The organism is Pseudoalteromonas sp. SD03, from assembly GCF_040937955.1.
In the GTDB taxonomy this organism is placed as follows: domain Bacteria; phylum Pseudomonadota; class Gammaproteobacteria; order Enterobacterales; family Alteromonadaceae; genus Pseudoalteromonas; species Pseudoalteromonas tetraodonis.
Genome location: NZ_CP162514.1, coordinates 2,885,344 through 2,912,305, shown reverse-complemented (window position 1 = coordinate 2,912,305; position 26,962 = coordinate 2,885,344). Strand labels below are relative to the sequence as shown.

The following is a 26,962-nucleotide window of genomic DNA, read 5'->3' as shown; positions in this document are numbered from 1 at the left end:
TTTTTTGCTTTATAAAACAAAAGGCCGCAATTGCGACCTTTTATACCTTTAAGTAAATACTTAAAAATTAAGCTTGTTTGCTGGCAATCCACTCATTAACGAAGTTTTCTAGTACGTTTAATGGTACAGGGCCATTTTTAAGCACTACATCGTGGAACTGGCGGATATCAAACTTATCGCCAAGTTGCATTTTAGCATCTTCACGTAGTTCTAAAATCTTCAGCATACCTACTTTGTAAGCCGTTGCTTGAGATGGCATTACAATGTGACGCTCAACCATTTTCACACCGTCAGAAGTGGCGTTAGGGGTGTTGTTAACGTAGTAATCAATACCTTCTTGACGCGTCCACTTCATTGCGTGAATACCGGTATCAACCACTAAACGACATGCACGCCATAATTCCATGGCTAAGCGACCAAAATCTGAATACGGGTCTTCGTAAAGGCCCATTTCTTTTGGTAGTAATTCTGAGTATAACCCCCAGCCTTCAATGTAGGCTGTGTAACCACCAAATTTACGGAACTTAGGTACACCTTCAAGTTCTTGTGAAATGGCAATTTGCATATGGTGACCCGGAATCCCCTCATGATAAGCCAAGGCTTCCATTTGGTAAGTAGGCATTGCTTCCATGTCGTATAGGTTGGCGTAGTAAATACCTGGGCGAGAACCATCTGGCGCAGGTTGTTGATAAAACGCTTTACCTGCCGCTTTTTCACGGAATGCTTCAACACGTTTTACAATCATGTCGGCTTTTGGTTTTACAATAAACAGCTCATCTAAGCGTGTTTTCATGTTATCAATTAAGCCTTTAGCTTCACTTAGGTACTGTGCTTTACCAGCTTCAGTGTTAGCTAAATAAAATTGCTTGTCGGTTTTCATAAACTGCATAAAGGCGTTTAAGTCGCCCTCAAAACCGACTTTATCTTTAATGGCACGCATTTCATCATGAATACGTGATACTTCAGCAAGGCCAATGGCATGAATCTCTTTTGCTGTAAGGTCTGTCGTGGTGGTGCGTTTCAGTGCGTTATTGTAAAACGCTTCGCCATCAGGGAATTTCCAAGCACCGTCACGGTCATCAGCACGTTTTTCTAACTGTGCAATGTAGTTAATTAACTTAGAGTAAGCAGGTTTAACCGCTGTTTTTAATGCTTCAGTCGCTTTACTAATAAGTGCATCTTTTTCAGCTTGGTCTATTTCTAAGGCATTAACTTTGCGTTTAAAGTCAGCTAAAAGCGTAGAATCTTCACCTTGTTCAAACGGCGCACCTTTAATGATGTTTTTGCTTGAATCAATGACGTGTGGAAATACAAATTTAGGCGCGATGATGTTTTTATCGGCGCGAATTTCTAAGCCAGTAATAAGCTGATCAAATACACCCGGTACCCCATTTAAACGAGCAATGTAATCGTTAGCTTCTTTTACGTTGCTAATTTGATGCTGGTTGATTAAAAAAGCTGGCACCATAGAGTGCGTACCAAACATTTGGTTTACAGGGTAGTTATGGTAACGCCATTTGAAATCAGCAATGCTGGCTTCTAAATCTTGTTTTTTTAAATCATAACTTACTTGGGTTGCTGTATCTAATTGCGCACGATTAATGCTGTTGAGTGTGACCAAATCGGCTTTAGCTTGTGCCAAGTCTTTAAGGGCTTTTTCTTCGCTGTTGTCATCCCATTTATCGTAATCTTTTTTGATGCCCATGTAGGTTTGATAAACCGGGCTGCTCATTACATCACGATTAAAAGTGTCTTCAAAAAAAGCATTCGCTTTGTCAATTTCACTTTGAACAGGTTGAGCTTGAACCGCAGGTGCAGGCGTTGATTGTTGTGTTGCTTGTTGGCAACCTGCAAGCAGTGCCACACTAATGGTGGCAGCAATTAGAGTAAGTTTACGCATTCGTTTCCCTTTTGTTGTTAGAAACCTATTATTGTCACTAAACAAATAACGCAAGTAGATCATTTAAAAAACGTTGCCCTTGGAGTGTAACGTGCCAGTGGCTGTCTGTTTTTGTTAGTAAACCGGCATTAATGGCTTTATCTAGTGCATGCTGTTGGCTTTGCAGTGGTTGCTGCGTCAGCGCATTAAAATCATTTATAGGGCATGGCTCTATTAAACGAAAGCGATTCATAAAAAATTCAAACGCTAAGTCGTCTTGCTCTACTTGCCAGCTTTTGTACAAGTAGGGTTTAATAATATCCATATAGCCCCGAGGGTGTTTTACCTTTTCAGTGCGTGTTATCACCCCCGTTTTCGCATCAGTAACCTTACCATGAGCGCCGCAGCCAATGCCAAGATAATCGCCAAACCGCCAATAATTCAAGTTATGTTGGCATTGATAGCCAGGTTTTGCATACCCTGATATTTCATATTGCTGATAGCCAGCTTGTGCTAATAATGCTTGGCCTTGCTCTTGAATATCCCATAAGGTTTCATCTTGTGGCAAAGTCGGCGGTTTTGAAGCAAATTGCGTATTGGGCTCAATGGTGAGCTGATACCAAGAAATATGCGGTGGATTGAGCGCAATAATTTGTTTTAAATCACTCAGTGCATCATCAAGAGACTGCCCTGGTAAGCCATGCATTAAGTCAAGGTTAAAGCTATTTAACCCTGCTTCACTGGCTTGCTGTGCAGCATAACTGGCTTCATCGGCACCATGAATTCGACCTAGGGCTTTTAACTTATCGTCCTGCATGCTTTGCACGCCGATAGAGATACGGTTAATGCCTGCTTTTACATAATCTTTGAAACGGCCAGTTTCTACTGTGCCGGGATTTGCTTCAAGGGTTATTTCACAGTTATCGCTTAAGCCAATTAGGCTATCTACTTCCTTGAGTAAACGGGTGTATGCCGCGCCGGTTAATAGGCTTGGTGTGCCGCCACCTATAAAAATACTGTGAATCTTACGCCCTTGTACTAAGTGTAAATCAGCTTTTAAATCGTCGATTAAATGCTGCACATACTCAGCTTCAGGGATGTCACCTTTTTGTCCGTGGCTGTTAAAGTCGCAGTAAGGGCATTTTTGCACGCACCATGGCACATGCACATATAAACTCAGTGGAGGAAGGTTCACAGGCCGCCTTTGTGTTGTAGCTCTTGCAGTAACATTTTAAGTGCTTGCCCACGATGACTCAGTGCATTTTTTTGCGCTTTTGTCAGCTCTGCACTGGTACAATTTTCTGATGGCACAAAAAAGATAGGATCGTAGCCAAAGCCACCTTCACCGTGTTGGCTAAGGGTAATTTCGCCCTCCCAGCTAGCACTGCAAATAAGTGGGGTAGGGTCGTCCGCGTGACGCATCAGTACTAACACACACCAAAAACGAGCGCGTCGGTTAGGGTTATCGCCTAAATCAGCCAGTAATTTATCGATATTATCTTGATCACTTGCGCCTTTACCTGCAAAGCGAGCAGAGTAAACACCGGGTGCGCCATTTAAGCTATCAACTTCTAATCCCGAATCATCAGCAATAGCCGGTAATCCAGTTATTTTAGCTGCATGACGCGCCTTAATTATCGCGTTTTCTACAAACGTGGTGCCTGTTTCGGCCACGTCACTGACATTAAAGTCGCTTTGTGGTACTACATTAATATTAAGCGAGCTGAGCATGTTAGCCAGCTCATTTACTTTGCCGGGATTGCCGGTTGCAAGTACTAAGGTGTTGGTCATATTTAATCTACGTAAAATTTTTGCTGAAACTTTAATGTTTGGAACTGGTTACCTTGTTGGATTTCAATTTCAAAACGTAAAATTTCTTCGTTGGTGTAATCTACTTGTGCTAGGTAATAAACAGAATCGCCTTCAACGACTTCTTTAAAGTTGAGGCTTTGTTTATTGCCTAATAAATTTCTAGCGGTGCCTTGTAATGTCGCTTTTTGCGCTGTTTTATCAGTATCATTTTTTAAGATGGAAATATTAACAATACCTTTGTAGCCACTGCGTTCCAAGTCATATGTTTTGGCTATTTGTGGCTGAATAAACGTTGATGGAAAGGCTATATAATGAACTTGCCAAGGGCCTAGTTCTTTATATTGAGCGCCTTGTTCTTGTGCGCTGTGCGCATTAAATGCTAAAACGAGACAAGCAATAAAACAAAACTTTATTAAACGTTGCATAGTTAACTCCTGAGTATGTAAAAAAGAGGCACTAGGCCTCTTTTATATTACGTTATGCTTAAGCTAAAAGGTCCATTAGCAGCATTTGTAAAAACTGAATGCCGATGATTAGTACCAGTACCGATAAATCTAATCCCCCTAATGGCGGTAAAATTTTACGGATGGGCTTTAACATTGGCTCAGTAAGCTGATGGAATACCGCTTCAATTGGGTTATAGCCTTGGCTTACCCAGCTTAAAATAGCGCGGATGATTAACACCCAAAAGACTAAATTTAAACCTTCTTTTAAAACAGTTATTAGCGCCTGTATAAGCACAGGCTGAATAGCCCAAGAGCTATAAATAAGCCACATTAGGGTACTTATTTTTGCCGCAGCCACTATAAATGCCAGCAACAAAGAGGCTAAATCAAGCCCGCCTAGCCCTGGAATGATTTTTCGCAGCGGGTTAACTGCAAACGAAGTGGCTTTGACCACAAATTGGCTCATTGGGTTGTAAAAGTCGGCTTTTGCCCACTGTAGCCAAAAACGCAGTAGTACCACCATTAAAAATAGATCAAACAAGGTGCTAATTAAAAATTGCATGGCATTCATAGTATAACCTTCAATAAAAAATGGTTTTAAAGTTCTTGTTCCATTTGCACTGCACGCGCAATACACGCATCCATTGCATCGCCTACGGTTTTAGTTAAACCTTGTGCTTTTAAATGCTCAACGGCTGCATGCGTGGTACCGCCTTTTGATGTCACATTTGAACGTAATTGTGAAATGCTAATATCAGTTTGGCTAAGTGCCATTTCAGCTGCGCCAAGGGCGGTCTGCTGCACTAAGCGGCGTGCGTCTTCATCACTAAACCCAAGCGCTTTGGCTTTTTCTTCAATGGCTTCCATAAATAAGAAAAAGTAAGCCGGTGAAGAGCCGGTAACAGCAATCACGTCGTTTATTTGCGACTCTTTTTCAACCCATACAACAATGCCTGTACATTCAAATACTTGCTGTACAAACTCATGCTCGCTTTGGGTTTCGCCTGCACCATATAAGCCAGATACACCACGACCAAGTAATGATGGCGTATTTGGCATACAACGTACCATTTTTACATCTTGACCAAGCATTTCACGTAAGCGCTTAACGGTTAAGCCTGCCGCGACTGAGATAAATAATTTATCGCTAAAGTCGACACCTGAATCTTGAAATGATTGGCATAAATCGCCCATCATTTGTGGTTTAACAGACAAAACAATGACATCGGCATCGCGCATAGCTTCGTTATTGTCACTGGTGGTTTGCACCTTAAAGTCGGCAGCTACCTTAGCTAGTTTTTCTTGGTTGCGGTTAGTCGCAATAATATTATTTGCGTTAAAGCCGTTTTTTACCATGCCACCAATGATGGCGTAGCTCATATTACCTGTGCCTATAAATGCGATTTTTTTATCTGACATATGTCTGTTATCACCTTTTAAGTTCGTGTTCCAAAAATATCTGTGCCGATCCTCACCATGGTTGAACCTGCCGCTATGGCAGCCTCTACATCGTTACTCATCCCCATCGACAACGTATCTATATGAGGATATTGGGTCTGTAGTTTATCAAAGCAAGTTTGTAATTGCTCAAAATATTGAATTTGCGTGTTTGCATCGTCACTTTTAGCGGGAATAGCCATCAGTCCGCGCAACTGTAAATGGGCACATTGATCTATATATTGCGCCAGCTCATTGATTTCATTGAGGTGACAACCAGACTTTGCTTCTTCTTCGCTAATATTCACTTGAATAAGTACATTCAGTGGCGGCATTGTCTCAGGGCGTTGACTGTTTAATCGCTTGGCTATTTTAAGTCTGTCTACACTTTGCACCCAAGCAAAATTGGCAGCGACTAAAGCACTTTTATTTGACTGAATAGGGCCAATGAAATGCCAAACAATATCGCTAAATGTGTCTAGTTGCGCTATTTTATCTACAGCCTCTTGAACATAAGATTCACCAAATTGACGTTGCCCTTGCTCATAAGCTGCCATAATATCAGTAGCGGGTTTGGTTTTAGATACTGCAAGTAACGTAATATCGTTACTATTACGTTGTGCTTTGTGCGCTGCCTCTGCAATTCTAGCGTAGGCGGATGTGAGTCGTTCTGCTATTGTAACCATATATTTATCAGTTAGTTGTGGAGTCATAAATGGATATCACCGAATTATTGGCATTTAGTGTGCAACATAAAGCATCAGATTTGCACTTATCATCAGGGGTATCACCTATGATACGTGTTGATGGCGATGTGCGACGTATTAATATACCAGCACTTGGAGATAAAGAAGTCAGCAGTCTGGTTTATGACATTATGAACGATAACCAGCGTAAGGACTATGAACAAAATCTCGAAGTGGATTTTTCTTTTGAAGTCCCTAATTTAGCACGTTTTCGTGTAAATGCCTTTAACTCTAATCGTGGCCCTGCTGCTGTGTTTCGTACTATCCCGAGTGACGTACTCACTCTTGAAGATTTAGGCGCACCTGAAATATTTAAACAAATTTCAGATAACCCACGAGGCCTAGTGTTAGTCACGGGCCCTACAGGTTCAGGTAAGTCGACCACGCTTGCGGCGATGGTCGATTACATTAACCAAACTAAGCATCATCATGTGCTGACTATTGAAGATCCTATCGAATTTGTTCACGATAATAAACTCAGCTTAATTAATCAGCGGGAAGTTCATCGTGATACACATAGCTTTTCTAACGCACTACGCAGCGCACTCCGTGAAGACCCTGATGTTATTTTAGTGGGTGAGTTACGAGATTTAGAAACTATTCGCCTTGCTATGACCGCTGCGGAAACCGGTCACTTGGTGTTTGGTACTTTGCATACGACCTCTGCACCTAAAACCATTGACCGTATTATTGATGTATTCCCTGGCGAAGAAAAAGATATGATCCGCTCTATGCTCTCTGAGTCATTACGTGCAGTTATTTCGCAAACACTGATAAAAAAAGTAGGGGGAGGGCGAGTGGCTGCACACGAAATTATGTTGGCAACGCCTGCTATTCGTAACTTAATCCGTGAAGATAAAATTGCACAAATGTATTCATCAATTCAAACAGGTGCGTCGCAAGGCATGCAAACCATGGATCAATGTTTAACAAGCTTAGTTAACCGTGGCATTATCACTCACTCAGCGGCGTATACAAAAGCGCAAGATAAGACGCAGTTTAGCGCTTAAGGAATTATTATGACTTTATCTTTAAATCACTTTTTACAAATAATGATCGACAAAAAAGGCTCTGATTTATTTGTATCGAGCCAACTTCCTATTAGCGCTAAAATTAACGGCGAGCTAACTCCTCTTAATGACGATAAATTAACAGATGAGCAAGCGCTAGAGTTAGTTGAATCAGCGATGAGTGAAAAACAAAAAGCAGAGTTTCATAACACTAAAGAATGTAACTTTGCGATTGCAACTAGCGAAGGGCGCTTTCGTATTTCGGCTTTTTGGCAACGCGACAGAGCGGGCATGGTTATTCGCCGAATCGTCACTAAGATTCCCGACGTTAAAGAGCTTGGATTACCTTCTGCATTGACCGATGTGATTATGTCAAAGCGCGGACTTGTGTTATTTGTAGGTGGTACGGGAACCGGTAAATCAACGTCTTTGGCGGCACTTATTGGTTATAGAAATCGCAATCAACGTGGGCATATTTTAACCATAGAAGATCCGATTGAATTTGTGCATGAACATCAAAAAAGTATTATTACTCAACGTGAAGTGGGTTTAGATACTGAAAGCTTTGAATCGGCACTTAAAAGCTCTTTGCGCCAAGCGCCTGATGTTATTTTAATTGGTGAAATTCGTTCGCAAGAAACCATGGAATATGCGTTGAGCTTTGCAGAAACGGGTCATTTATGTGTTGCCACCTTGCATGCTAACAATGCTAACCAAGCCATTGACCGCATTATGCACTTAGTACCAAAAGAAAAGCACGATAAGCTTAAATATGACTTAGCATTAAATTTACGCGCTATCATTGCTCAGCAACTTATTCCTACCTCTGATGGGGAAGGGCGTGTTGCTGCCATTGAGGTATTACTTAATACGCCAATGGTCAGTGAGCTAATTAAAAACGGTAATATTGGTGGCATTAAAGAAACCATGGCTAAATCAACAGAGATGGGCATGCAAACCTTTGACCAAGCGCTGTTTGAGCTTTACAGACAGCAACGTATTAATTATGCCGATGCGCTGCATCATGCGGATTCGCCAAATGACTTACGCTTGATGATTAAACTACGTAATAACGAGCAACAAGGCGCAGGCTTCTTACAAGGTGTGACCATTGATGGCCTTGATGACAAAGGCAATATGACTTAGTCTTAACACACATAAAAAAAGCGCCTTAGGCGCTTTTTTTATGTGTGTTTAAGTACTTTACTCACCATAACTGGCTTCAAAAAAACTCTCTAGAATGATCACCGCAGACATATTATCTACGTTACCTTTACCTAAATTTTTATAGCCACCACGTTCAAACAACCGTGCCTTTGCATCTGCAGTCGTTAAGCGCTCATCTTGAGTATGAACCGCAATGCCGTAATGGTTGTGCAAACGATTAGCAAACTTTTTAGCTTTAAAGGTAACCTCTTGCGAGGTGCCATCCATGTTTAGCGGTAACCCGACAACCATTAAATCGGGTTGCCATTCTTTTACTTGCACAGCAATGTCATCCCAATTAGGGATGCCATCTTGGGCTTTCACCGCTTTTAAGCTGGTCGCACTGCCAGTGAGCTCTTGACCAATAGCAATACCAATACTCTTGGTACCAAAGTCAAATCCCATAACGGTGCGCTCACCTTGTGGCTTTACTATTTTTTTAGTCATGTATATCTTTTATGTTATTAGGCATGTCCAGCTTCGGGGCTTAATTGGCTAACATCAAAACCAAGCATAGAGACTGCCATTTCCCAGCGCTTTTCCACTGGAGTATCAAAAATTATTTTAGGATCGGCTTTAATGATCAGCCAGCTATTGTCTAATAGCTCTTGCTCTAATTGGCCTTGTTCCCAACCGGAGTAGCCTAAAGTAATAATAAATTGCTCGGGTGCTTGGGCTGTGGTTAACGTGGCTAACACATCTTTTGAGGTGGTGATCATAATATCACTGCTCAACTTTTGGCTTGCCGAGTACCCAGGTTTAGGTGAATGTAGTACAAAACCACGGTCTGTTTTTACCGGCCCGCCAGCAAACACAGTCACTTGCGCGGCATGTTGAGATTTATCGTTATCAATATCAATTTTGTCGAGTAACTCACCTACGGTGACATCAATCGGCTGATTGATCACCAATCCCATAGCGCCTTCTTCGTTGTGTTCACAAATATAAGTGACGGCACGTTTAAAAAAAGGGTCTTGCATTGATGGCATTGCGATTAAAAAGTGATTTTCTAATGACTGCATAAGTTTTACCCTTTTAGTTATTGAATCTTGAGTATGGCATAGTCCCATGTTTTAACACTAAAAATTTATTCGAGTTTTCAGCGATGACACGATAAGCGTCATCGCTTTATATCTTTGAACTGATTCAGTGATAATTTATTTATTAAGCTTTTTCTCTATGGCGTCAAATAAAATGCCGGTAATTGAAATATCGTAAGCGGCTTCAATTTCTTTTACGCAGGTTGGCGCTGTTACGTTAATCTCAGTTAACTTATCACCAATAATATCTAAACCAACAAATATTAAGCCTTTTTCTTTCAAAGTAGGGGCGACCGCCTTTGCAATTTTAAGATCTGATTCGCTAATTGGGCGTGCTTCACCACGACCGCCTGCGGCTAAATTACCGCGTGTTTCGCCATTTTGTGGAATACGCGCTAAGCAATAAGGAATCACTTCACCATCAACAACCAATACGCGCTTATCGCCTTGAGTGATCTCTGGGATATAATTTTGCGCCATGGCAAAGCGGCTACCATGCTCGGTTAAGGTTTCGCATATTACGCCTATATTAGCATCATCGGCTTTTACTCTAAAAATAGAGGCGCCACCCATGCCATCAAGCGGTTTTAAAATAATATCTTTATGCTGGGCTAAAAACTCACGGATTTGTTTTTGGCTGCGTGTTACTAATGTATCTGGCGTGTGTTCACTAAACCAAGCTGTAAAGAGTTTTTCATTGGCGTCGCGCAAGCTTTGTGGTTTATTAATCACTAATGTGCCTGCTTGCTCTGCACGCTCTAAAATATACGTTGCGTAAATATATTCAGTATCAAAAGGCGGATCTTTACGCATTAAAATAACGTCTAAATCAGCCAGCGCTATGGTTTCTTTTTCTTCAAGTTGGTACCACTTTTGAGCGTTATCAAAAACTTGAGCTTTGGCTGCAGTGGCGTAGGCATTGCCTTGACGCAGCGATAAATCATCCATTTCCATGTAGTAAATTTCGTAGCCACGGGTTTGTGCTTGCATCATCATTGCAAAACCGGTGTCTTTTTTAATATTAAATCCACTAATAGGATCTGAAATAATACCTAACTTAATTGCCATGCGCTGTGCCTTAATTTATGTGTTTTTTACAACTGTAATCTTGATATGTGGGTGCTTTTAGTTATTTCAATTAGCTAAATCGCCAAATTGTAATTGCAGTGCACTTAAAACGGTTAACGCTGCTGTTTCTGTGCGAAGTACTCGCGGACCTAAGCGAATATCTACAAATTCTTGTTGTTTAGTTTGCGCCATTTCATCATCGGTAAATCCCCCTTCAGGGCCCACTAAAAATCGCACGCCACCATCAGGAACAGTAATGGTTTTAATGCTGTGCTCGGCGCGCGGGTGTAAGGTTAATTTAATTGCATCGGTTTGCTGTTCAAGCCAGTGTTTTAAATCTACGGGAGGATTAATGATTGGTACAAAGTTGCGCCCAGACTGCTCTGCAGCAGCAATGGCTATTTTTTGCCATTGCTGGTGTTTTTTTTCTAGGCGGTCGCCACTGAGTTTTACGCCGCATCGCTGGCTAAAAATAGGTGTTATTTCAGTGATCCCTAATTCAACCGACTTTTGAATGGTAAAATCCATTTTATCACCACGAGATACACACTGGCCTAAATGAATCTTTAATGGCGATTCAACGTCATGAGGATTAAATTCAAGGGGCATAACAACCACGGTTTTTTTGCTCACTTCAATAATTTCACTGAGAAATTCACCCCCTTCACCATTAAACATAGAAACCTGCTCGCCCACTTTCATTCGTAGCACACGACCTACATGGCCTGCAGCGTCATCGTCAAGATTTAAAGGGGTGTTGAGAGCAATCGGTGATGATTGATAAATATGGGGCACTCGCATGGCAAATCACTTTTTTACATAGAAGTTATATCTCTCTATGGTAAGTAAGCAAAGGCTTGGGTGCAATTATTTATTTTTCATATTCGGGGGTTAAAAGCTCTGTTAACTCTTGTGCAGTTTGAGCTATGTCGGTATCACACGATAAATGGTTTGAATGGCATTCATCTTTTATGGGCTTAATTTCATACCCTTGCTCTGTTTGAATAACCATATAGCGTTTTTCATGCAGTGAATTATAAATAAAGCGCTGTGTATCATCGGCGAGCAAGTAATCTGTTTGGTTAAACAGTACCCCCTGAATATTGTGGTGTTCGTGTAGGTAGCTGGCCAGCTCAGAAATGCTTATTTCGTTTTCAATATCGCAATAGCAATAATCCTTAACGAGTTCATCAAACATCATTTTAACCAGCTTTTGGGTATTAGCCCCGGCGATAACGATGTCTTTTTTAGCTGGATCATTTGAGTTTATATAGTGTTTAATAAATGAATGGCTAAACTCGTTGTCTATATCAATTAAGAGATAACTCGCTGTTTTTATTTCCATATGCCTAAAGTCCCTGTTAATTTACCAGACTATTAAATAGGGACGTTTAGTAACGGCTTAATTTAACCAGTTTGGTACTAAATTGAAAACATACTTATAAGTAAGTAACCAATAGCACAAAATACAGCAAATTCAATACACGCAATACCAATATTATCTTGATGATCGACTTCAAGTGCGGTGTCGATATTAGGCATTGAAATGATTTTTATAATATACGTTAAACAGTATAGTAACAGCCACATCACACCGCAATGCATTACCAAGGTAAATAAGTTTTCTACCATTTTACCATTTTGAAAGGCCGCACTAGATAAACCAGCATACGCCGCAAGTGCTAATCCAATTGACTTACCCGCATAGCGAATACCAATAGAGGTATTTTCTAAGCCAAAATTACTTTGCAATGAGGCGCCTTGATTTGCTTTAGCAAAGCGGTATTCACGTATTTTACTGTCCAAAGCAAACATTCCTTGCAACACAAAAAAGCTTACTGAGGCAATTAATAAATTACTAAACCCCTGAGTATGTGTCCATGTATATAAACCCAGCGCTAAAATACAATTGGCAATAAGCATCCCCGAGTCAACCAGCGCAGCACAGACGTTTTGCTTTAGTATTGCGGCTTCCTCATTAAAGCGGCGTAATATCCATTTACGATGGATTAAATGCCCCATTTTAATAAATGAAAAGAGCAGCACAATTAACAAAATCACTTTTAATGGGTTTGATTGTGCGGTGCTAATACTAATTTCATCAAATAAAAAGGCCATGGTGGCTATAACAACAGATATTTCAGAGGCAAAACTAATCCCCATTGCAAAGTTATCATGCTGCGCCAATTCTTCTTTAAGTGCTTGTTTTGCTTTTATTTGAGTAACAATTCTTAAACTGATGATGATGACACAAATAACCACAAAACTAATAGCAATCGCAACTAAACTAGTGTTAGATAATGACAAATATGACATGGTGTTCCTAAATAGATTTACCTTGATAGGTTTTTAACCATTCTAGTATGGTTATTGGTGAGATAAAAGAGGGTATTGATGAGTAACGACACGCAGCTTCCTATTGAATTACAAAAACTCGGTGAAACACGCTTTGCCGCGCTGTACCCAGAGCAACAAAACCAGCAGCAGATAATACGGCTATTGGCGTTAAGTGATTTTGCTTGGCGCAGCTTAAGCTCTCAACCTGCGCTACTGTCTTGGTTACTGTGTGAGCACGAAATTAAAAATAGAGAAATTTTAGACCCTTTTGCACAGCTAGATATAACTAAAATAGAAGAGAGTGAGTGCCATAAGTTACTGCGCCAATACCGAGAAAAATACTGGTTAAAGGTGGCTTTTTTAGATTTATGCTGCAAAAACCCGATTGAAAATAGTATTAAATACATTAGTGAACTTGCTAATAAACTGATCGACAGTGCTAATCAATGGGCCTATAAAAATGTCGCTAAAACCAATGGTGAGCCATTAGATGAGCACAACAACCCGTTACCGTTAATGGTATTAGGAATGGGTAAACTAGGTGGACAAGAACTCAATTACTCATCTGATATCGATCTTATTTTTGCATATCCTCGCAATGTTAAAACCCAAGGTGGGCGTCGCTCGCTTGAAGCATCTGTCTTTTATACTAAAGTTGCCCAAAAGCTAATTACAGCACTTAATCAATGTACGGTCGATGGCCAAGTTTTTCGCGTAGATATGCGTTTGCGACCATTTGGGGAAAGTGGTCCGTTGGTAATGAGCTTTAATGCCATTGAAGATTACTACCAAGAGCAAGGGCGTGATTGGGAGCGCTACGCGATGTTAAAAGGGCGCTTAATTGGCACGCCTAACATTTATTGGCAGGAGTTTAATACGTTATTAAAGCCTTTTGTGTATCGCCGTTATATTGATTTCTCGGTTATTGAGTCGCTAAGAAAAATGAAGCTTATGATTGCCCAAGAGGTGCGTCGTAAGCGCTTAACCAATAATATTAAGTTAGGTGGTGGTGGCATTCGCGAAGTGGAGTTTATCGTTCAGGCTTTGCAAATGGTGCGAGGTGGCAGAGAGGCAAACTTACAAACGCAATCTTTATTAATTGCATTAAAAGAGTTAACACTAAGCCAAGTTATTGATGAGCTTGAAGCTAAAGATTTAAAAAGCAATTACTTATACTTACGCAAAGTAGAGCAATACCTACAAATATTTGATGATCAACAAACACAAACACTGCCCGATGATGAGCTAAATCAACAGCGACTCAATGTGTTGCTCGCTCAGACAGATTTTGCGGCTACGCTTGTGAAAATAGAACATGTGATGAGCCAAATACATAACGAATTTACACAGGTTATAGGCGAAGAAACTGAACCACTTGATACCTGTGAAGGGGCGTTTATTAGTGCTTGGGATCACGGCGATGTTAGCTTTTTAAATGAGCCCAGAGATGAATGGCAAACACCATTATACGACTTTAAACAACGACTTTCTAAAGCTAAAGTAGGCAATCGTGGGCGCGATATTCTTGATAAATTAATGCCGGCATTACTTAAACAGTTAAACGACTTTAATGCCAGTGCTAGCGCCTTTGCAACGGTATGCCAAATATTAAATAAAATTATTTCGCGCACCGCTTATCTAGAGTTGCTGTATGAAAATCCGGGAACGCTAAAACAATTGGTTTTACTTTGTTGTCACAGTAAATGGATTGGCGAGCATATTTCACTGTATCCAATTTTGCTCGATGAACTTATCGACCCTGCTGTGCTTTACAAGCCAACCCCATTAACTGCGTATAAAGATGAAATAAGACAGTATTTTTTACGCATTGAACATGATGATTTAGAGCAGCAAATGGAAGCGCTGCGTCAGTTTAAGCAAACCCATCAATTACGCATTGCCGCAGCTGATGCGACGGGCGTTATTGATGTAATGAAAGTAAGCGATCACTTAACAGCATTGGCTGAAGCGATAGTCGATCAGGCTGTAAATATTGCGTGGTACCACTGCGTAAAACGCTTTGGTATGCCACCTAACACCGATGATGAAAACAAGGGGTTTGCGGTTATTGCGTATGGTAAAACTGGCGGTTTTGAGGTGGGTTATGACTCTGATCTCGATTTAGTCTTTGTGCATAACCATGATGGTACAAGTTACACCAATGGTGATAAAGCGATTGACTCAAGGCAGTTTTATTTAAAACTCGCACAACGATTAATGCATTTATTTAATACCCGTACCGCCTCAGGTATTTTATATGAGTTAGATACTCGTCTGCGTCCAGAAGGTGCATCAGGGCTATTAGCTATTAACCTAGAAAGCTTTAATCATTATCAGCAAACGCAAGCATGGACATGGGAGCATCAAGCGCTGGTTAGAGCGAGGCTGATTTTAGGCCAAGCTGAATTAGTAACACGATTTGCACAAATTCGCGCCGAGATATTGTGCCAACAACGTGATGAAGATACTTTAAAAGCAGACGTGATTAAAATGCGCGAAAAAATGCGTGGCCATTTGGCTAAAGGCAACGCGCAGCAATTTGACTTAAAACAAGATGTGGGTGCCATGACCGATATTGAGTTTATAACGCAATACTTGGTATTAAAACATGCCCATGAGTTTACCCACTTATGCGATAATTCTGACAATGTGAGAATTTTAACTGATGCGGCTAAAATTGGCTGTATCAGCGATATTCAAAAACAGCAGCTTATTCAAGCGTATATAGACTATCGCTCACGCTATCATGTATTGAGCTTAGACCAGCAAGGTCGCTGCGTTAAACGCGAAGAGTTTAGTGAAAATATCAATAATGTTAGCACGGTTTGGAAGGCAATATTTGGGCTAGATTGAGCAATTTAATGTTATGCGCTCAGCAATATTTGAGCGCATATCAACAAAATTAAACCGAATGTAGTTAATTGCTTAGCTTTAAACAGTTTGAGCGTACAAATTCAGACGGTAGCTCGGTAATCACCGCTGCACGTTGTTTAGGGCAGAAAAACGCATACACTTCATTTGAAAAGTCATCATTAATAGAGCGGCTAACGCGGTATAAAGCGGAGTTAAAACTGCTATCTATACGAAAGTGATCTTTTATTACGTAATCTTTGTCTAAGTACCACATTAAAGTAATACCTTCGTTATTAGCATATTGGGTCAGTACAGTACGCAAGGTTGAGTCACGTTGAAAGCGGCGCGGGCCTACTTCTCCATTCCAATTTAAAGGCATAGGCTCTACTACAAAAGAGCGTTGGTTTAGCGCTCTGTCGAGGCTAAGATCGGGTTTTTCGAGTTGAATGACAAATTTGTCATTGTCTTTATTGACAGTAATTCTATCTCGAATTGATGCATAAAACCGCGATAACCCTTCAGCAGCAGCGTTGGTGGTTTGTTGATAATTAAGTGACGACGTACCATTTAGTAAAAAGTAAATGGCTGCACCAATTAACAATAAAGCTAAAAGTATATATCTAATCCAAAACCACATGGCTGTCACTCATCTTTGTTATTTTAATAACCCATCTTTAATAAAAAGAGGGGGCGTCTTTATCGGGTCGTGTTTTAAAGCGTCTATGCAACCACATATATTGTTCAGGGGCGGCATTTATTGATTGTTCCATGCGCTGATTAACACGTGTTACATCGGCTTTATTATCGCCGCTTGGGAAGTTTTCAAGCTCAGGCACGATTTCTAAGTGATACTTTCCGTTGTTATCCCTATAAGCAATTAAGCTCATTGTTTCGCAGTTTTTACTACCTGCAAACATTAGTGTTCCGGTGGTTGTTGCTGTATCAGGCACTGCATAAAAAGGCACAAACTCACAGCGGTTACGGCCATAATCCTGATCGGGTAAGTAATAACACAGTTTTTTATTTTTTAATGATTTTAATAATCCTTTTACGTCTTTTTTTCCAACCATGTATTCATTAGAGCGAAGACGCCCATTGGTAGTAAAGTATTCCATAAGCGGATTATTATGTGGGCGGTAAAAGCCAATACCTTGGTACTTCAAACCCATTACACGACTTGTCATTTCAAGATGAAGTATATGTGGAACAAGTAATAAAACGCCTTTTCCTGATTGTTGTACGCGCTCAAAGTGCTCAAGCCCTTTTATTGATCCCAATACTTTTTTGACCCGCCATTGTGGCCACCACCAAGCCATACCGGTTTCAACCATAGCAATACCGGTATTTTCCATATTTTTAAGTACCAGCTGTTGTTGCTCGACTTCGCTCATCGTGGGGAAACAGTGTTTAATATTAACTTCAGCAATATGCCTTCTGCGCTTCATATATTTATGAACCAAGCGTCCTAGCTGCTTACCCATAGCTAATTGTATTTTTTGCGGTAACCATGAAATGAGATATAAAAATAAGACACCAATCCAAGTTAGCCAATAACGAGGACCTAAAAAAGAGGCTTTAAAAGGGGATGAGTTGACCACAAAAATTTCTCTAAAAAATAAAAGGCTAGTTTAACGCTATGCGCTCAAAAATACAAAAAGCCAGCAAAAAGCTGGCTTTAGTGGTTATATAATGAAATATAGTGTTTAGTTAACCGTGTTTAAACCTTGGTTTATACCCACTAAGTCTTCGCGGCTTAATGTGCCTGTTGCTTGTTTTAGACGAAGCGTTGACACAACATAGCGATAACGCACATCAGCAAGATTACGCTTTGCGTTGTATAAGTTTTGCGTACTGACGAGCACATCAACAATGGTACGTGTACCCACTTCAAAACCCGCTTCCGTGGCTTTTAATGCGCTTTGTGCTGAAATAACCGCTTGTTCAAGCGCTTTATAGGTCGCAATATCAGATACCACTTGGTTATAAGAAGTAATAACAGAGCGAGTTACTGCGCGATAATCCGTTTCAAAATCTTGGCTCGCAGCAACGTAAAATGCACGTGCTTGATCTGTTGCAGCAACCGTTGCGCCACCAGAGTAAAGTGGTACGCTAAAGTTAAGTCCAACAGATGTTGAATCTGAACGAGGCTGGTCGTCAAAACTAGCGCCATTTAACTCGCTATCTGTTAATGAGTCGCCGTAACTAGCATTTAAAGTTAGTTTTGGATAATGCCCTGCTTTAGCAAGTTCAATTTGCTCTTTAGCGATATCAACCGTTATTTTTGATACTTGCAGATTTAAGTTTTTGTCTTTCGCTATTTTAACTAAATCAGTTGCAGGCGTACTTGGCTTAACAGTAGAAAACGTTTCGGTGTTTAACATATCTAGCTTTGCATGGTATTTACCGGTGATCTCACGTAGTTGCTCACGGGCTGTTTCTACCGCATTATTAGCAATGATTTCTTGCGCTACTGAGTTATCAAATTGTGCTTGTGCTTCATGTACATCGGTAATAGCCGTTAAACCTACAGCGTAACGTTGTTTAGTTTGTTCAAGTTGGCGCTCAATGGCACGTTTTTCAGCTTGTACAAATTCAAGGTTATCAATAGCGCTTAATACGTTAAAATAGCCTTCAGCCACACGTACTATTAAATCTTGTTTAGCAAAATCGTACTGGCCACTAGCTTGCAGTGCTTGTTTGTCAGCAATGCCGAGTGAATTCCACGCGCCCAAATCAAATAGCGTTTGGCTTAAGCTAATACCACGTCTGAATTGGTCCGTTTCACTTTCGACTTTAACTTGGTTTGATAAATCGCCTACGCTTTGAAAAGAGGTCGAGTCACTTTTTTCATAACTCATGCTTAAACCAATTTGCGGTAATAGTGCGCTCATAGCACGATCGCTTTGGTATGATTGTGCATCAGCTTGGGCTTTTGCTTTTAAAACGGTAGGATCGTTGGCTGTTGCGATTTCAAAAACTTGAAGTAAATCTTCTGCATTGGCTACGGTTGAGCCCAATGCGCATGATAAACTAACCAGTGCAGCAAGGATGTTCTTTTTCATGTGATGTTCGGTCCTTAGACAATTTTTGTACTAGTAGCATGTTAACCTGTTTTAACTAATAACTAAAAAAAAAATTAGTAAAACAGCGTTCTCAAGTGTAACAGAATATATACCTAAATGACGTTGATGTATTTGCACCCTCAAAAAGGAAAGAATAGATGGCGAATAAAAGTCGTATTAAATTTACCCATGACGATGTGAGATTAAAACCAATTGAAAATTTGTATGATGGTTTTTTTAAAATAAACCTTTATCAATTTAAGCATGCCTTATTTGCGGGTGGAGAGTCTGAGGTAATTCGTCGAGAAATTCTTGAACGCGGAGATGCGGTCGCAGTTTTACCTTATGACCCAGTAACTGAGCAAGTGCTGCTAATTGAACAAATTCGAATTGGCGCAATTAAAAGCAAACACACGCCTTGGCTGTTAGAATGTATAGCGGGCATGACCGATGGCAGTGAAGATTACGAGTCGGTTGTTAAAAAAGAAGCGTTTGAAGAAGCCGGGCTTAATTTAACAGAACTTGAGTTTATGTTGTCTTACCTTTCAAGCCCCGGCGGTACTACAGAGCGTTTATATTTATATTTAGCTCACGCCGACTTAAGCCAAATTAATACCGGTATATATGGCTTAGACACCGAAGGTGAAGATATTAAAACGCATATTATGGATTTAGATGAAGCATTTGAGCGACTCAATCGTGGCGAGATAGATAATGCGGCTACGGTAATTTGCTTGCAATGGTTAGCACTAAATCGCGACAGAATACGTAAGAAGTGGGCATAGTTTTTAATTTTTTAATAGTAATGGCGGTATTTTGACAGCACTTTTAACGACTAATCGATACATTCAAAGCCTTCCAAAGTATTTAACACTTTGTGAGCATAATTACGTACGCCTTTTAAAATTACTACCTAGTGAACGAGCGATTGGCAGTGTTAGAGAAATCAAACTGGGCCACAGTGAATTTGCCATCAACATAGATGACAATGCCAAGTACACCCTTGATGTATCTATTAAACAGTTATCAGGAATGGTAAGTGGTATTTCGCCTTTGTATTTAACAGTGCGCTTATATAATGATGCTAAGGTAGCCGAAATTGTCCACCATGATTACCACCAACGAATCAAACCTTCCTATGGCTACCCTAATCCTAAGATGCATCAAAAAGATGAAAAGTATCAGTTGAATGCTTTTTTATATGATTGGTTGGTTGCCTGTGTAGAGCGAGGTCAATCAACACTTAATTGGGATGTAAATAATGGCTTGGTTTGATGATACGTATTATTTTGAGCAAGCCCAGCTTCGTATAGCCCATATAACGGATTGTCACCTTTTTAGCGATAAGCAGGGCGAGTATTTTGGGGTTAACACCGCAGAACATTTTACTAGGGCACTTACAGATATAGCAAAACAGCAGCCTGATGCCTTGATATTTGGTGGCGATTTAACCCAAGATCACAGCTTTAATTCCTATTTATTATTTGCTGAACTGATTCATAATAGTGACCTTGATTGCCCCGTATTTTGGGTTCCCGGCAATCATGATGAAATTGATCAGCTCAATTTAATTAGTGGCGGGCAAATACAACGCGCTAAACATATTGTGGCGCAAGGGTTTGAACTGATATTAATTAATTCTAAAGGAAATACCCCTGCTGGGTGGGTGACGCCCTCGCATTTAGAGGAAATTATGGCGTGTTTAGTCGATTCAGATAATCGTCATATTGCATTTTGTCATCACAACCCACTGCCTATTAATGGCTACCTAGACAAACACATGCTAGAAAATGGGCCGCAGCTATTAAATTTATTAGTTAATAATGGCCGCGTTGATGCGCTGTTTCATGGGCATGTTCACAATGACTACCAACAGCAATTTAGAGAGCTTGATATTTACGCGACACCGGCCAGTTCCGTGCAGTTTACAAAGCACAGTGCTACTTGGCAGCAAGAAGATAAAGGGGCGGCTTATCGTATGCTGCACTTAAATGCTGAGCAACAAAAGGTGCATATACGCACGGACGTGGTATGGTTAAACGAGTAATCTATATTCACGGTTTTAATAGCTCTGAAAAATCATATAAAGCTGTGCGCTTTGGTGAGCTTATGGCACACTATGATGTTGATTATTGTGTGCCACGCTTAAATCATGAACCTATAGAGGCGATTATAGCGCTTGAACAACTATTAACACCGAATACCGTATTATTGGGCAGCTCGTTAGGTGGTTTTTTTGCCACGTATTTATCGCAGCGTTATCAAATTCCTGCGGTGGTAATTAATCCTGCCGTTGCCCCATATACATTATTAGAGCCTATACTTGGGCCTAATTATAATCCGTATCAAGATTATAATTACCAATTACAATCTCGTCATATAGATGCGTTAAAAGCATTAACGGTGACAGAGTTAAAACACCCTGAACTGTTGTATTTATTACAGCAAACAGGGGATGAAGTGTTAAATTTTCAGCACGCAATAAAGTATTACTCACAATGTAAACAGTTAATTGAATTTGGCGGCGATCATAGCTTTAATGGCTTTGAGCGAGCTTTTTCAAGCATTGTCGATTTTCTTAAAATCAGATATTAGCGTATATAAAGATAAAAACTATGACTCAACAAAATTATAACGCCGAAGCCATTGAAGTACTTAATGGATTAGAGCCGGTAAAACGCCGCCCAGGCATGTATACAGACACATCGCGCCCCAATCATTTAGGCCAAGAGGTTATTGATAACAGTGTTGATGAAGCAATGGCCGGGCATGCGACGCGTATTGATGTCATTTTGCATGAAGATAACTCACTTGAAGTGAGCGATGATGGTCGGGGGATGCCGATAGATATTCACCCTGAAGAAGGTATTCCTGGGGTTGAACTAATATTCACCAAATTACACGCAGGTGGTAAGTTTTCAAATAAAAATTACCAGTTCTCTGGTGGTTTGCATGGGGTAGGTATCTCGGTCGTTAATGCGCTATCTACCCGTGTGGAAGTAACGGTTCGCCGTGACGCACAGCAATTTAGAATGGCTTTTGAGCATGGCGATAAAGTTGAAGATTTAAATGTTATTGGCTCAGTGGGTAAACGCAATACCGGTACTACCGTGCGCTTTTGGCCAGATACCAGCTATTTTGATTCTGCTAACTTTTCACTGACTAAGCTTAACCATTTATTAAAAGCCAAAGCGGTACTATGCCCAGGTTTGCGTATTAAGTTTGTAAATAAACAAACGAAAGAAACCCAAGAGTGGTTTTATGAAACCGGCTTAAAAGATTACTTAGTAGAAGCAGTTAAAGGCTATGAGATACTGCCTAAAGACCCATTTGTAGGTGAGTTTTCAAGTTCTATTGAAGGCGCTGATTGGGCCGTTGTATGGATGCCTGAAGGCGGTGAGTCAACAGCCGAAAGTTATGTAAACTTAATTCCTACCGCACAAGGTGGCACCCACGTAAATGGCCTGCGCCAAGGGCTTTTAGAGGCGATGCGTGAATTTTGTGAATTTAGAAACTTATTACCACGTGGTGTAAAGCTCACCCCAGATGATATTTGGGAACGTTGTAGTTATGTATTGTCGGTAAAAATGCAAGACCCACAATTTGCAGGGCAAACCAAAGAAAAACTCTCATCACGTTCATGTGCTGCGTTTGTATCGGGTGTCGTAAAAGATGCCTTTAGCTTATGGCTAAATGAGCACACTGACACTGCAGAGTTACTTTCTGAATTGTGTATTTCAAATGCACAGCGTCGCTTACGCGCGGCTAAAAAAGTAGTTCGTAAACGTGTTACTTCAGGCCCTGCATTACCAGGCAAACTGACCGATTGTAGTGCTGCTGATAATGACCGCACGGAATTGTTTTTAGTAGAGGGTGATTCAGCGGGTGGCTCAGCTAAACAAGCGCGAGATCGTGAGTTCCAAGCAATCATGCCACTAAGAGGTAAAATTTTAAATACTTGGGAAGTAGAATCAGGGCAAATTTTGGCCTCTCAAGAAGTGCATGATATTTCAGTGGCATTGGGTATTGACCCCGATTCAAGTGATTTATCAGGGCTGCGTTACAATAAAATATGTATATTAGCGGATGCTGACTCGGATGGACTGCACATTGCCACTTTATTGTGTGCCTTATTTGTGCGCCACTTCCCACAATTGGTAAAAACTGGGCATGTGTATGTTGCTATGCCACCGCTGTTTAGAATTGATATTGGTAAAGATGTTTATTACGCGCTTGATGAAGATGAAAAAACGGGCATTTTAGCGCGTATAGAAGCAGAGAAAAAACGCGGTAAGGTAAACGTGCAACGCTTTAAAGGCTTGGGTGAAATGAACCCGCTACAATTGCGTGAAACAACCATGGATCCAAATACCCGTCGTTTAGTGCAGCTTACTCTTGATGAAGAGCAGCAAACAATGGAAATGATGGATATGTTACTTGCTAAAAAGCGTTCATCAGATCGCCGCCAATGGCTTGAAGATCACGGTAACAAAGCACAAGTTTAATAAGCCTTTGGGCTACAGGAGAGGCAAATGAAAAGACTATTTAGCACACTGTTGTTAGTCGGCTTTATGTCATCGCCAGTGATGGCGAAAAATATTCTCGACAAGCTGACGGCTGCCCCAGGGTTTGAAATAAGCTTATTTGCTGATGATGTTGAAAATGCTCGGCAAATTGCAGTATCAAGCCGAGGTATAGTGTATGCAGGTTCGCGTAATGCGGGTAATGTGTATGCATTGATTGATCATAACAGCGACGGCGTTGCAGATAAAAAAATAGTGATTGCAGAGGGACTGAATATGCCCTCGGGTTTAGCGATTAAAGACGGTGACTTATATGTCGGTGAAGTGCACCGTATTATTCGTTTTAAAAATATCGATAAGCACCTCAAAAACCCTGAGTATGAAGTGTTTTATAGCGATTTACCGTCAGAGCGCCACCATGGCTGGAAGTTTTTACGCTTTGCGCCAAACGGCGAGCTGATTATTCCGGTGGGTGTTCCCTGTAATATTTGCGAAGAAGAACCTCGGTTTGGTCGTATTTTTTCGTTAAACACGGACACCAAAGAAATAACCACTTTAGCCAAAGGTGTGCGCAATACTGTAGGCTTTGACTTTCACCCTAGCACGCAAATGCTATGGTTTAGCGATAATGGCCGAGACATGATGGGGGATGATATTCCACCCGATGAGCTAAACCGCATCACTAAAGAAGAAGAACATTTTGGTTTTCCATACGTGCATGGCGGCGTTATTGTTGATCCGGAGTTTGGTGAAGGCAAAAACATTGCTGACTACACTCAACCTGCATTGGCATTAGGTGCGCATGTTGCGCCATTAGGTATTCATTTTTATACCGGCAAGCAGTTCCCTGATAGCTATAAACAACAGTTATTTGTAGCAGAGCACGGTTCATGGAACCGCTCTAAAAAGGTCGGTTATAAAGTGGCAGTGGCAACTATAGAAAATGCCAAGGTAACAAAGTATACGCCACTGATCACCGGCTTTATGCAAGACGAAACGACATTTGGACGCCCTGTTGCATTTGCACAATTAAATGATGGCAGTCTATTGGTAAGCGATGATTACGCAAACGTAATTTACCGCGTAAGCTATAAGAAAAACTAGGTAAGCTTTAATGAGTGATACAGATACCTTGCTAATGCAAGGAATTGAACAACAAACAATGGGGCGTTTTACCGAAGACGCCTATTTAAATTATTCAATGTACGTGATCATGGATCGTGCCTTACCGCACGTTGGTGACGGCCTAAAACCAGTGCAACGTCGTATTATCTATGCGATGAGTGAGTTGGGATTATCGGCAAATGCAAAATACAAAAAATCAGCCCGTACCGTGGGTGACGTATTAGGTAAATACCATCCTCATGGTGATAGTGCCTGTTATGAAGCCATGGTACTGATGGCGCAGCCGTTCTCTTATCGCTACCCCTTGGTGGATGGGCAAGGTAACTGGGGTGCAGCTGATGATCCTAAGTCATTTGCGGCAATGCGTTATACCGAAGCGCGTTTATCTAAATTCTCTGAGGTATTACTCAAAGAATTAGGCCAAGGGACCGTTGATTGGACGCCAAACTTCGATGGCACCATGGATGAGCCTTTAGTGTTGCCATCGCGCTTACCGCATATATTACTTAATGGGGTAACTGGTATTGCTGTGGGTATGGCAACCGATATACCACCGCATAATGTGCGTGAAGTGGCCAGTGCCTGTTGTTTATTACTTGATAAGCCAAAAACAGAGCTCGAAGAGTTACTGGATTTAGTGCATGCGCCAGATTACCCAACCGATGCTGAAATAATTACGCCTAAAGCTGATATTCACAAAATTTATAAAACCGGCCGTGGCTCAATTAAAATGCGTGCAGTGTATTGTGAAGAGCAGGGCGATATCGTCATTACCGCTTTGCCGCACCAATGTTCGGGTGCAAAAGTACTTGAGCAAATTGCAGCGCAAATGAACGCTAAAAAGTTACCAATGGTGGCTGACTTACGTGATGAGTCTGATCACGAAAATCCAACCCGTATTGTGATTGTGCCGCGTTCAAACCGAATTAAAGCTGAGCCATTAATGGCGCACTTATTTGCAACAACCGATCTTGAAAAAAATTACCGCGTAAACTTAAATATGCTGGGCTTAGATGGCCGTCCACAAGTTAAAGACTTACGTAGTATTTTAACTGAATGGCTGACTTTTAGACGTGAAACAGTGCGTCGTCGTTTGCAATATCGACTCGATAAAGTACTCGCAAGATTACATATTTTAGAGGGCTTGCTTGCTGCCTTTTTAAATATTGACGAAGTTATAGAAATTATCCGCTCTGAAGATAAGCCTAAACCATTATTAATGGAACGCTTTGAGTTAACCGATATTCAAGCGGAAGCCATTTTAGAATTAAAACTTCGCCATTTAGCAAAACTAGAAGAGTTTAAAATTCGTGGTGAGCAAGACGAATTAGCCAAAGAGCGTGACAAATTAGAGCAAACATTAGGCTCAGACCGTCGCATGTCGACGTTGCTTAAAAAAGAAATTCAAGAAGCCGCAGAAATGTATGGTGACGATCGTCGCTCACCTGTTATTGAGCGTGTGGAAGCCAAAGCACTGAGCGAAAAAGATTTAATCCCTTCAGAGTCTGTGACTGTTGTTCTATCTGATAAAGGCTGGGCACGTGTTGGTAAGGGTCATGACTTAGATGTAGAAGGATTAAATTACCGTGCCGGTGATGGCTATAGAGCATCAGCGCGAGGTAAAAGTAATCAACCTGCGGTATTTTTAGATTCAGCAGGGCGTGCATTTGCGACCGATGCCCACAGCCTACCTTCTGCAAGAAGCCAAGGCGAGCCTATGACAGGGCGCTTTAACTTAACCTCAGGCGCAAGCTTTGAGCACGTAGTTATGGGTGAAGACGCTCAAGTATTGCTAATGGCTTCTGATGCCGGTTATGGCTTTATTACTGACTTTAAAGATTTAGTCAGTAAAAACAAAAACGGTAAAGCCTTAGTGAGTGTGCCAAAAGGTGGTGTGTTACTTTCGCCAATTCGCGTTAATGACGTTGCCAGTGATTACTGTATGGCAATTTCTAACGAGGGGCGAATGTTGTTATTCCCACTGCGTGATTTACCTAAGCTAGGTAAAGGGAAGGGCAATAAGATTATTTCTATTCCGGGCGCTAAAGTACAAGCGCGCGAAGAGTTTGTAAAAGTATTAGCTGTTGTGCCGCAAGGCAGCAGTGTTACGCTGCATGCAGGTAAGCGTAAATTGACGCTTAAACCAAGCGACCTTGAGCATTACCATGGCGAGCGAGGCCGCAGAGGGAACAAGTTACCTCGTGGTTTACAGCGCGTTGATGAAGCCGTGGTAGAGTTAACACCTCAGCAAGTTGATGAGCCAAATTCAGATACTGAGCAAAGTTAAAACACTCGAAAAATTAGACTAAACTAGATAACGGCTTACTTAGGTAAGCCGTTTTTTTATGACTGTTTTATTTCAGCGAACGCTTGTGCGCTATTTTCTCGTCTGCGCAACAAAATAACGTTATAATAAAG

Annotated in this window: 26 protein-coding genes; 10 read left to right on the top strand and 16 right to left on the bottom strand. The window is 41.0% G+C overall.

Annotated elements, in window-relative coordinates:
- Window positions 1-67: 67 nt before the first annotated feature.
- Genes ABZP26_RS13625 through ABZP26_RS13595 form a run of 7 tightly spaced genes read right to left on the bottom strand, consistent with a single transcriptional unit; the run spans window position 68 to window position 6,287 of the window.
- Window positions 68-1,900: a DUF885 family protein gene (locus tag ABZP26_RS13625; protein ID WP_033102538.1), complete on the bottom strand. Its 1,833-nt coding sequence runs from the start codon at window positions 1,898-1,900 to the stop codon at window positions 68-70.
- A 37-nt stretch (window positions 1,901-1,937) separates the two neighbouring features.
- On the bottom strand, window positions 1,938-3,074 hold the full coding sequence (gene hemW, locus ABZP26_RS13620; RefSeq protein ID WP_058155239.1) for a radical SAM family heme chaperone HemW: 1,137 nt from the start codon (window positions 3,072-3,074) through the stop codon (window positions 1,938-1,940).
- Window positions 3,071-3,670 carry an XTP/dITP diphosphatase gene (locus tag ABZP26_RS13615; protein WP_069439858.1) on the bottom strand — a complete coding sequence of 200 codons (600 nt, stop codon included), beginning with the start codon at window positions 3,668-3,670 and terminating at the stop codon, window positions 3,071-3,073. Before ABZP26_RS13615 ends, hemW begins: the two co-directional genes overlap by 4 nt.
- 2 nt (window positions 3,671-3,672) lie before the next feature.
- A complete protein-coding gene (locus ABZP26_RS13610; protein ID WP_128583159.1) occupies window positions 3,673-4,116 on the bottom strand; it encodes a DUF4426 domain-containing protein in 444 nt (147 codons plus the stop codon).
- Between the two features lie 58 nt (window positions 4,117-4,174).
- On the bottom strand, window positions 4,175-4,708 hold the full coding sequence (locus ABZP26_RS13605; RefSeq protein WP_008113334.1) for a YggT family protein: 534 nt from the start codon (window positions 4,706-4,708) through the stop codon (window positions 4,175-4,177).
- A 26-nt stretch (window positions 4,709-4,734) separates the two neighbouring features.
- The gene (gene proC / locus ABZP26_RS13600) at window positions 4,735-5,556 is read right to left on the bottom strand and encodes a pyrroline-5-carboxylate reductase (protein WP_024600822.1); all 822 of its coding nucleotides are present in this window, start codon (window positions 5,554-5,556) and stop codon (window positions 4,735-4,737) included.
- Between the two features lie 17 nt (window positions 5,557-5,573).
- Complete coding sequence (locus ABZP26_RS13595; RefSeq protein WP_128583160.1) at window positions 5,574-6,287, bottom strand: YggS family pyridoxal phosphate-dependent enzyme; 714 nt, start codon at window positions 6,285-6,287, stop codon at window positions 5,574-5,576.
- Between the two features lie 2 nt (window positions 6,288-6,289).
- Between ABZP26_RS13595 and ABZP26_RS13590 the strand changes: the two genes are divergently transcribed.
- Both ABZP26_RS13590 and ABZP26_RS13585 read left to right on the top strand, forming a co-directional pair.
- Window positions 6,290-7,330 carry a type IV pilus twitching motility protein PilT gene (locus ABZP26_RS13590; RefSeq protein WP_013465851.1) on the top strand — a complete coding sequence of 347 codons (1,041 nt, stop codon included), beginning with the start codon at window positions 6,290-6,292 and terminating at the stop codon, window positions 7,328-7,330.
- A 9-nt stretch (window positions 7,331-7,339) separates the two neighbouring features.
- A complete protein-coding gene (locus ABZP26_RS13585) occupies window positions 7,340-8,476 on the top strand; it encodes a PilT/PilU family type 4a pilus ATPase (protein WP_013465850.1) in 1,137 nt (378 codons plus the stop codon).
- Window positions 8,477-8,533: 57 nt separating this feature from the next.
- On the opposite strand, the gene ruvX is transcribed toward ABZP26_RS13585, so the two are convergent.
- The 6 genes from ruvX to ABZP26_RS13555 form a co-directional block, all read right to left on the bottom strand.
- Window positions 8,534-8,983, bottom strand: a complete 450-nt coding sequence (ruvX, locus tag ABZP26_RS13580) for a Holliday junction resolvase RuvX (protein ID WP_033102541.1) — start codon at window positions 8,981-8,983, stop codon at window positions 8,534-8,536.
- Window positions 8,984-9,000: 17 nt separating this feature from the next.
- Entirely contained in the window at window positions 9,001-9,558 is a 558-nt protein-coding gene (locus tag ABZP26_RS13575; RefSeq protein WP_024600819.1) for a YqgE/AlgH family protein, read from the bottom strand.
- 135 nt (window positions 9,559-9,693) lie between these two features.
- A complete protein-coding gene (gene gshB / locus ABZP26_RS13570; protein WP_013465847.1) occupies window positions 9,694-10,644 on the bottom strand; it encodes a glutathione synthase in 951 nt (316 codons plus the stop codon).
- A gap of 66 nt (window positions 10,645-10,710) precedes the next feature.
- A complete protein-coding gene (gene rsmE, locus ABZP26_RS13565; protein ID WP_013465846.1) occupies window positions 10,711-11,445 on the bottom strand; it encodes a 16S rRNA (uracil(1498)-N(3))-methyltransferase in 735 nt (244 codons plus the stop codon).
- Between the two features lie 70 nt (window positions 11,446-11,515).
- Complete coding sequence (locus ABZP26_RS13560; protein ID WP_368485068.1) at window positions 11,516-11,989, bottom strand: hypothetical protein; 474 nt, start codon at window positions 11,987-11,989, stop codon at window positions 11,516-11,518.
- 77 nt (window positions 11,990-12,066) lie between these two features.
- Window positions 12,067-12,960 (bottom strand): hypothetical protein, encoded by an 894-nt coding sequence (locus tag ABZP26_RS13555; RefSeq protein WP_013465844.1) that lies wholly within the window; start codon window positions 12,958-12,960, stop codon window positions 12,067-12,069.
- 78 nt (window positions 12,961-13,038) lie between these two features.
- On the opposite strand from ABZP26_RS13555, the gene glnE reads away from it, so the two are divergent.
- A complete protein-coding gene (glnE, locus tag ABZP26_RS13550; protein ID WP_368485067.1) occupies window positions 13,039-15,834 on the top strand; it encodes a bifunctional [glutamate--ammonia ligase]-adenylyl-L-tyrosine phosphorylase/[glutamate--ammonia-ligase] adenylyltransferase in 2,796 nt (931 codons plus the stop codon).
- 64 nt (window positions 15,835-15,898) lie between these two features.
- Here glnE and ABZP26_RS13545 read toward each other — a convergent pair whose 3' ends face one another.
- From ABZP26_RS13545 to tolC, 3 genes are all read right to left on the bottom strand, one after another.
- Window positions 15,899-16,471, bottom strand: a complete 573-nt coding sequence (locus ABZP26_RS13545) for a toxin co-regulated pilus biosynthesis Q family protein (RefSeq protein WP_064663509.1) — start codon at window positions 16,469-16,471, stop codon at window positions 15,899-15,901.
- Window positions 16,472-16,508: 37 nt separating this feature from the next.
- The gene (lpxL, locus tag ABZP26_RS13540; protein WP_368485066.1) at window positions 16,509-17,432 is read right to left on the bottom strand and encodes an LpxL/LpxP family Kdo(2)-lipid IV(A) lauroyl/palmitoleoyl acyltransferase; all 924 of its coding nucleotides are present in this window, start codon (window positions 17,430-17,432) and stop codon (window positions 16,509-16,511) included.
- Between the two features lie 105 nt (window positions 17,433-17,537).
- Window positions 17,538-18,896 carry an outer membrane channel protein TolC gene (tolC, locus tag ABZP26_RS13535; protein ID WP_013465840.1) on the bottom strand — a complete coding sequence of 453 codons (1,359 nt, stop codon included), beginning with the start codon at window positions 18,894-18,896 and terminating at the stop codon, window positions 17,538-17,540.
- Window positions 18,897-19,054: 158 nt separating this feature from the next.
- Between tolC and ABZP26_RS13530 the strand changes: the two genes are divergently transcribed.
- Genes ABZP26_RS13530 through parC form a run of 7 tightly spaced genes read left to right on the top strand, consistent with a single transcriptional unit; the run spans window position 19,055 to window position 26,831 of the window.
- The gene (locus ABZP26_RS13530; protein WP_013465839.1) at window positions 19,055-19,681 is read left to right on the top strand and encodes an NUDIX domain-containing protein; all 627 of its coding nucleotides are present in this window, start codon (window positions 19,055-19,057) and stop codon (window positions 19,679-19,681) included.
- Between the two features lie 31 nt (window positions 19,682-19,712).
- Window positions 19,713-20,171, top strand: a complete 459-nt coding sequence (locus ABZP26_RS13525; protein WP_013465838.1) for a DUF1249 domain-containing protein — start codon at window positions 19,713-19,715, stop codon at window positions 20,169-20,171.
- The gene (locus ABZP26_RS13520; RefSeq protein ID WP_013465837.1) at window positions 20,158-20,943 is read left to right on the top strand and encodes a metallophosphoesterase; all 786 of its coding nucleotides are present in this window, start codon (window positions 20,158-20,160) and stop codon (window positions 20,941-20,943) included. Before ABZP26_RS13525 ends, ABZP26_RS13520 begins: the two co-directional genes overlap by 14 nt.
- Window positions 20,928-21,491 carry a YqiA/YcfP family alpha/beta fold hydrolase gene (locus tag ABZP26_RS13515; protein WP_008110593.1) on the top strand — a complete coding sequence of 188 codons (564 nt, stop codon included), beginning with the start codon at window positions 20,928-20,930 and terminating at the stop codon, window positions 21,489-21,491. The genes ABZP26_RS13520 and ABZP26_RS13515 overlap by 16 nt, the downstream gene beginning before the upstream one ends.
- A 20-nt stretch (window positions 21,492-21,511) precedes the next feature.
- A complete protein-coding gene (gene parE / locus ABZP26_RS13510; RefSeq protein ID WP_036980166.1) occupies window positions 21,512-23,401 on the top strand; it encodes a DNA topoisomerase IV subunit B in 1,890 nt (629 codons plus the stop codon).
- Between the two features lie 27 nt (window positions 23,402-23,428).
- Window positions 23,429-24,523, top strand: a complete 1,095-nt coding sequence (locus ABZP26_RS13505; RefSeq protein WP_096038760.1) for a sorbosone dehydrogenase family protein — start codon at window positions 23,429-23,431, stop codon at window positions 24,521-24,523.
- A 10-nt stretch (window positions 24,524-24,533) separates the two neighbouring features.
- Window positions 24,534-26,831, top strand: coding sequence for a DNA topoisomerase IV subunit A (parC, locus tag ABZP26_RS13500; RefSeq protein ID WP_013465834.1), 2,298 nt, complete (start codon window positions 24,534-24,536; stop codon window positions 26,829-26,831).
- Window positions 26,832-26,962: the final 131 nt, after the last annotated feature.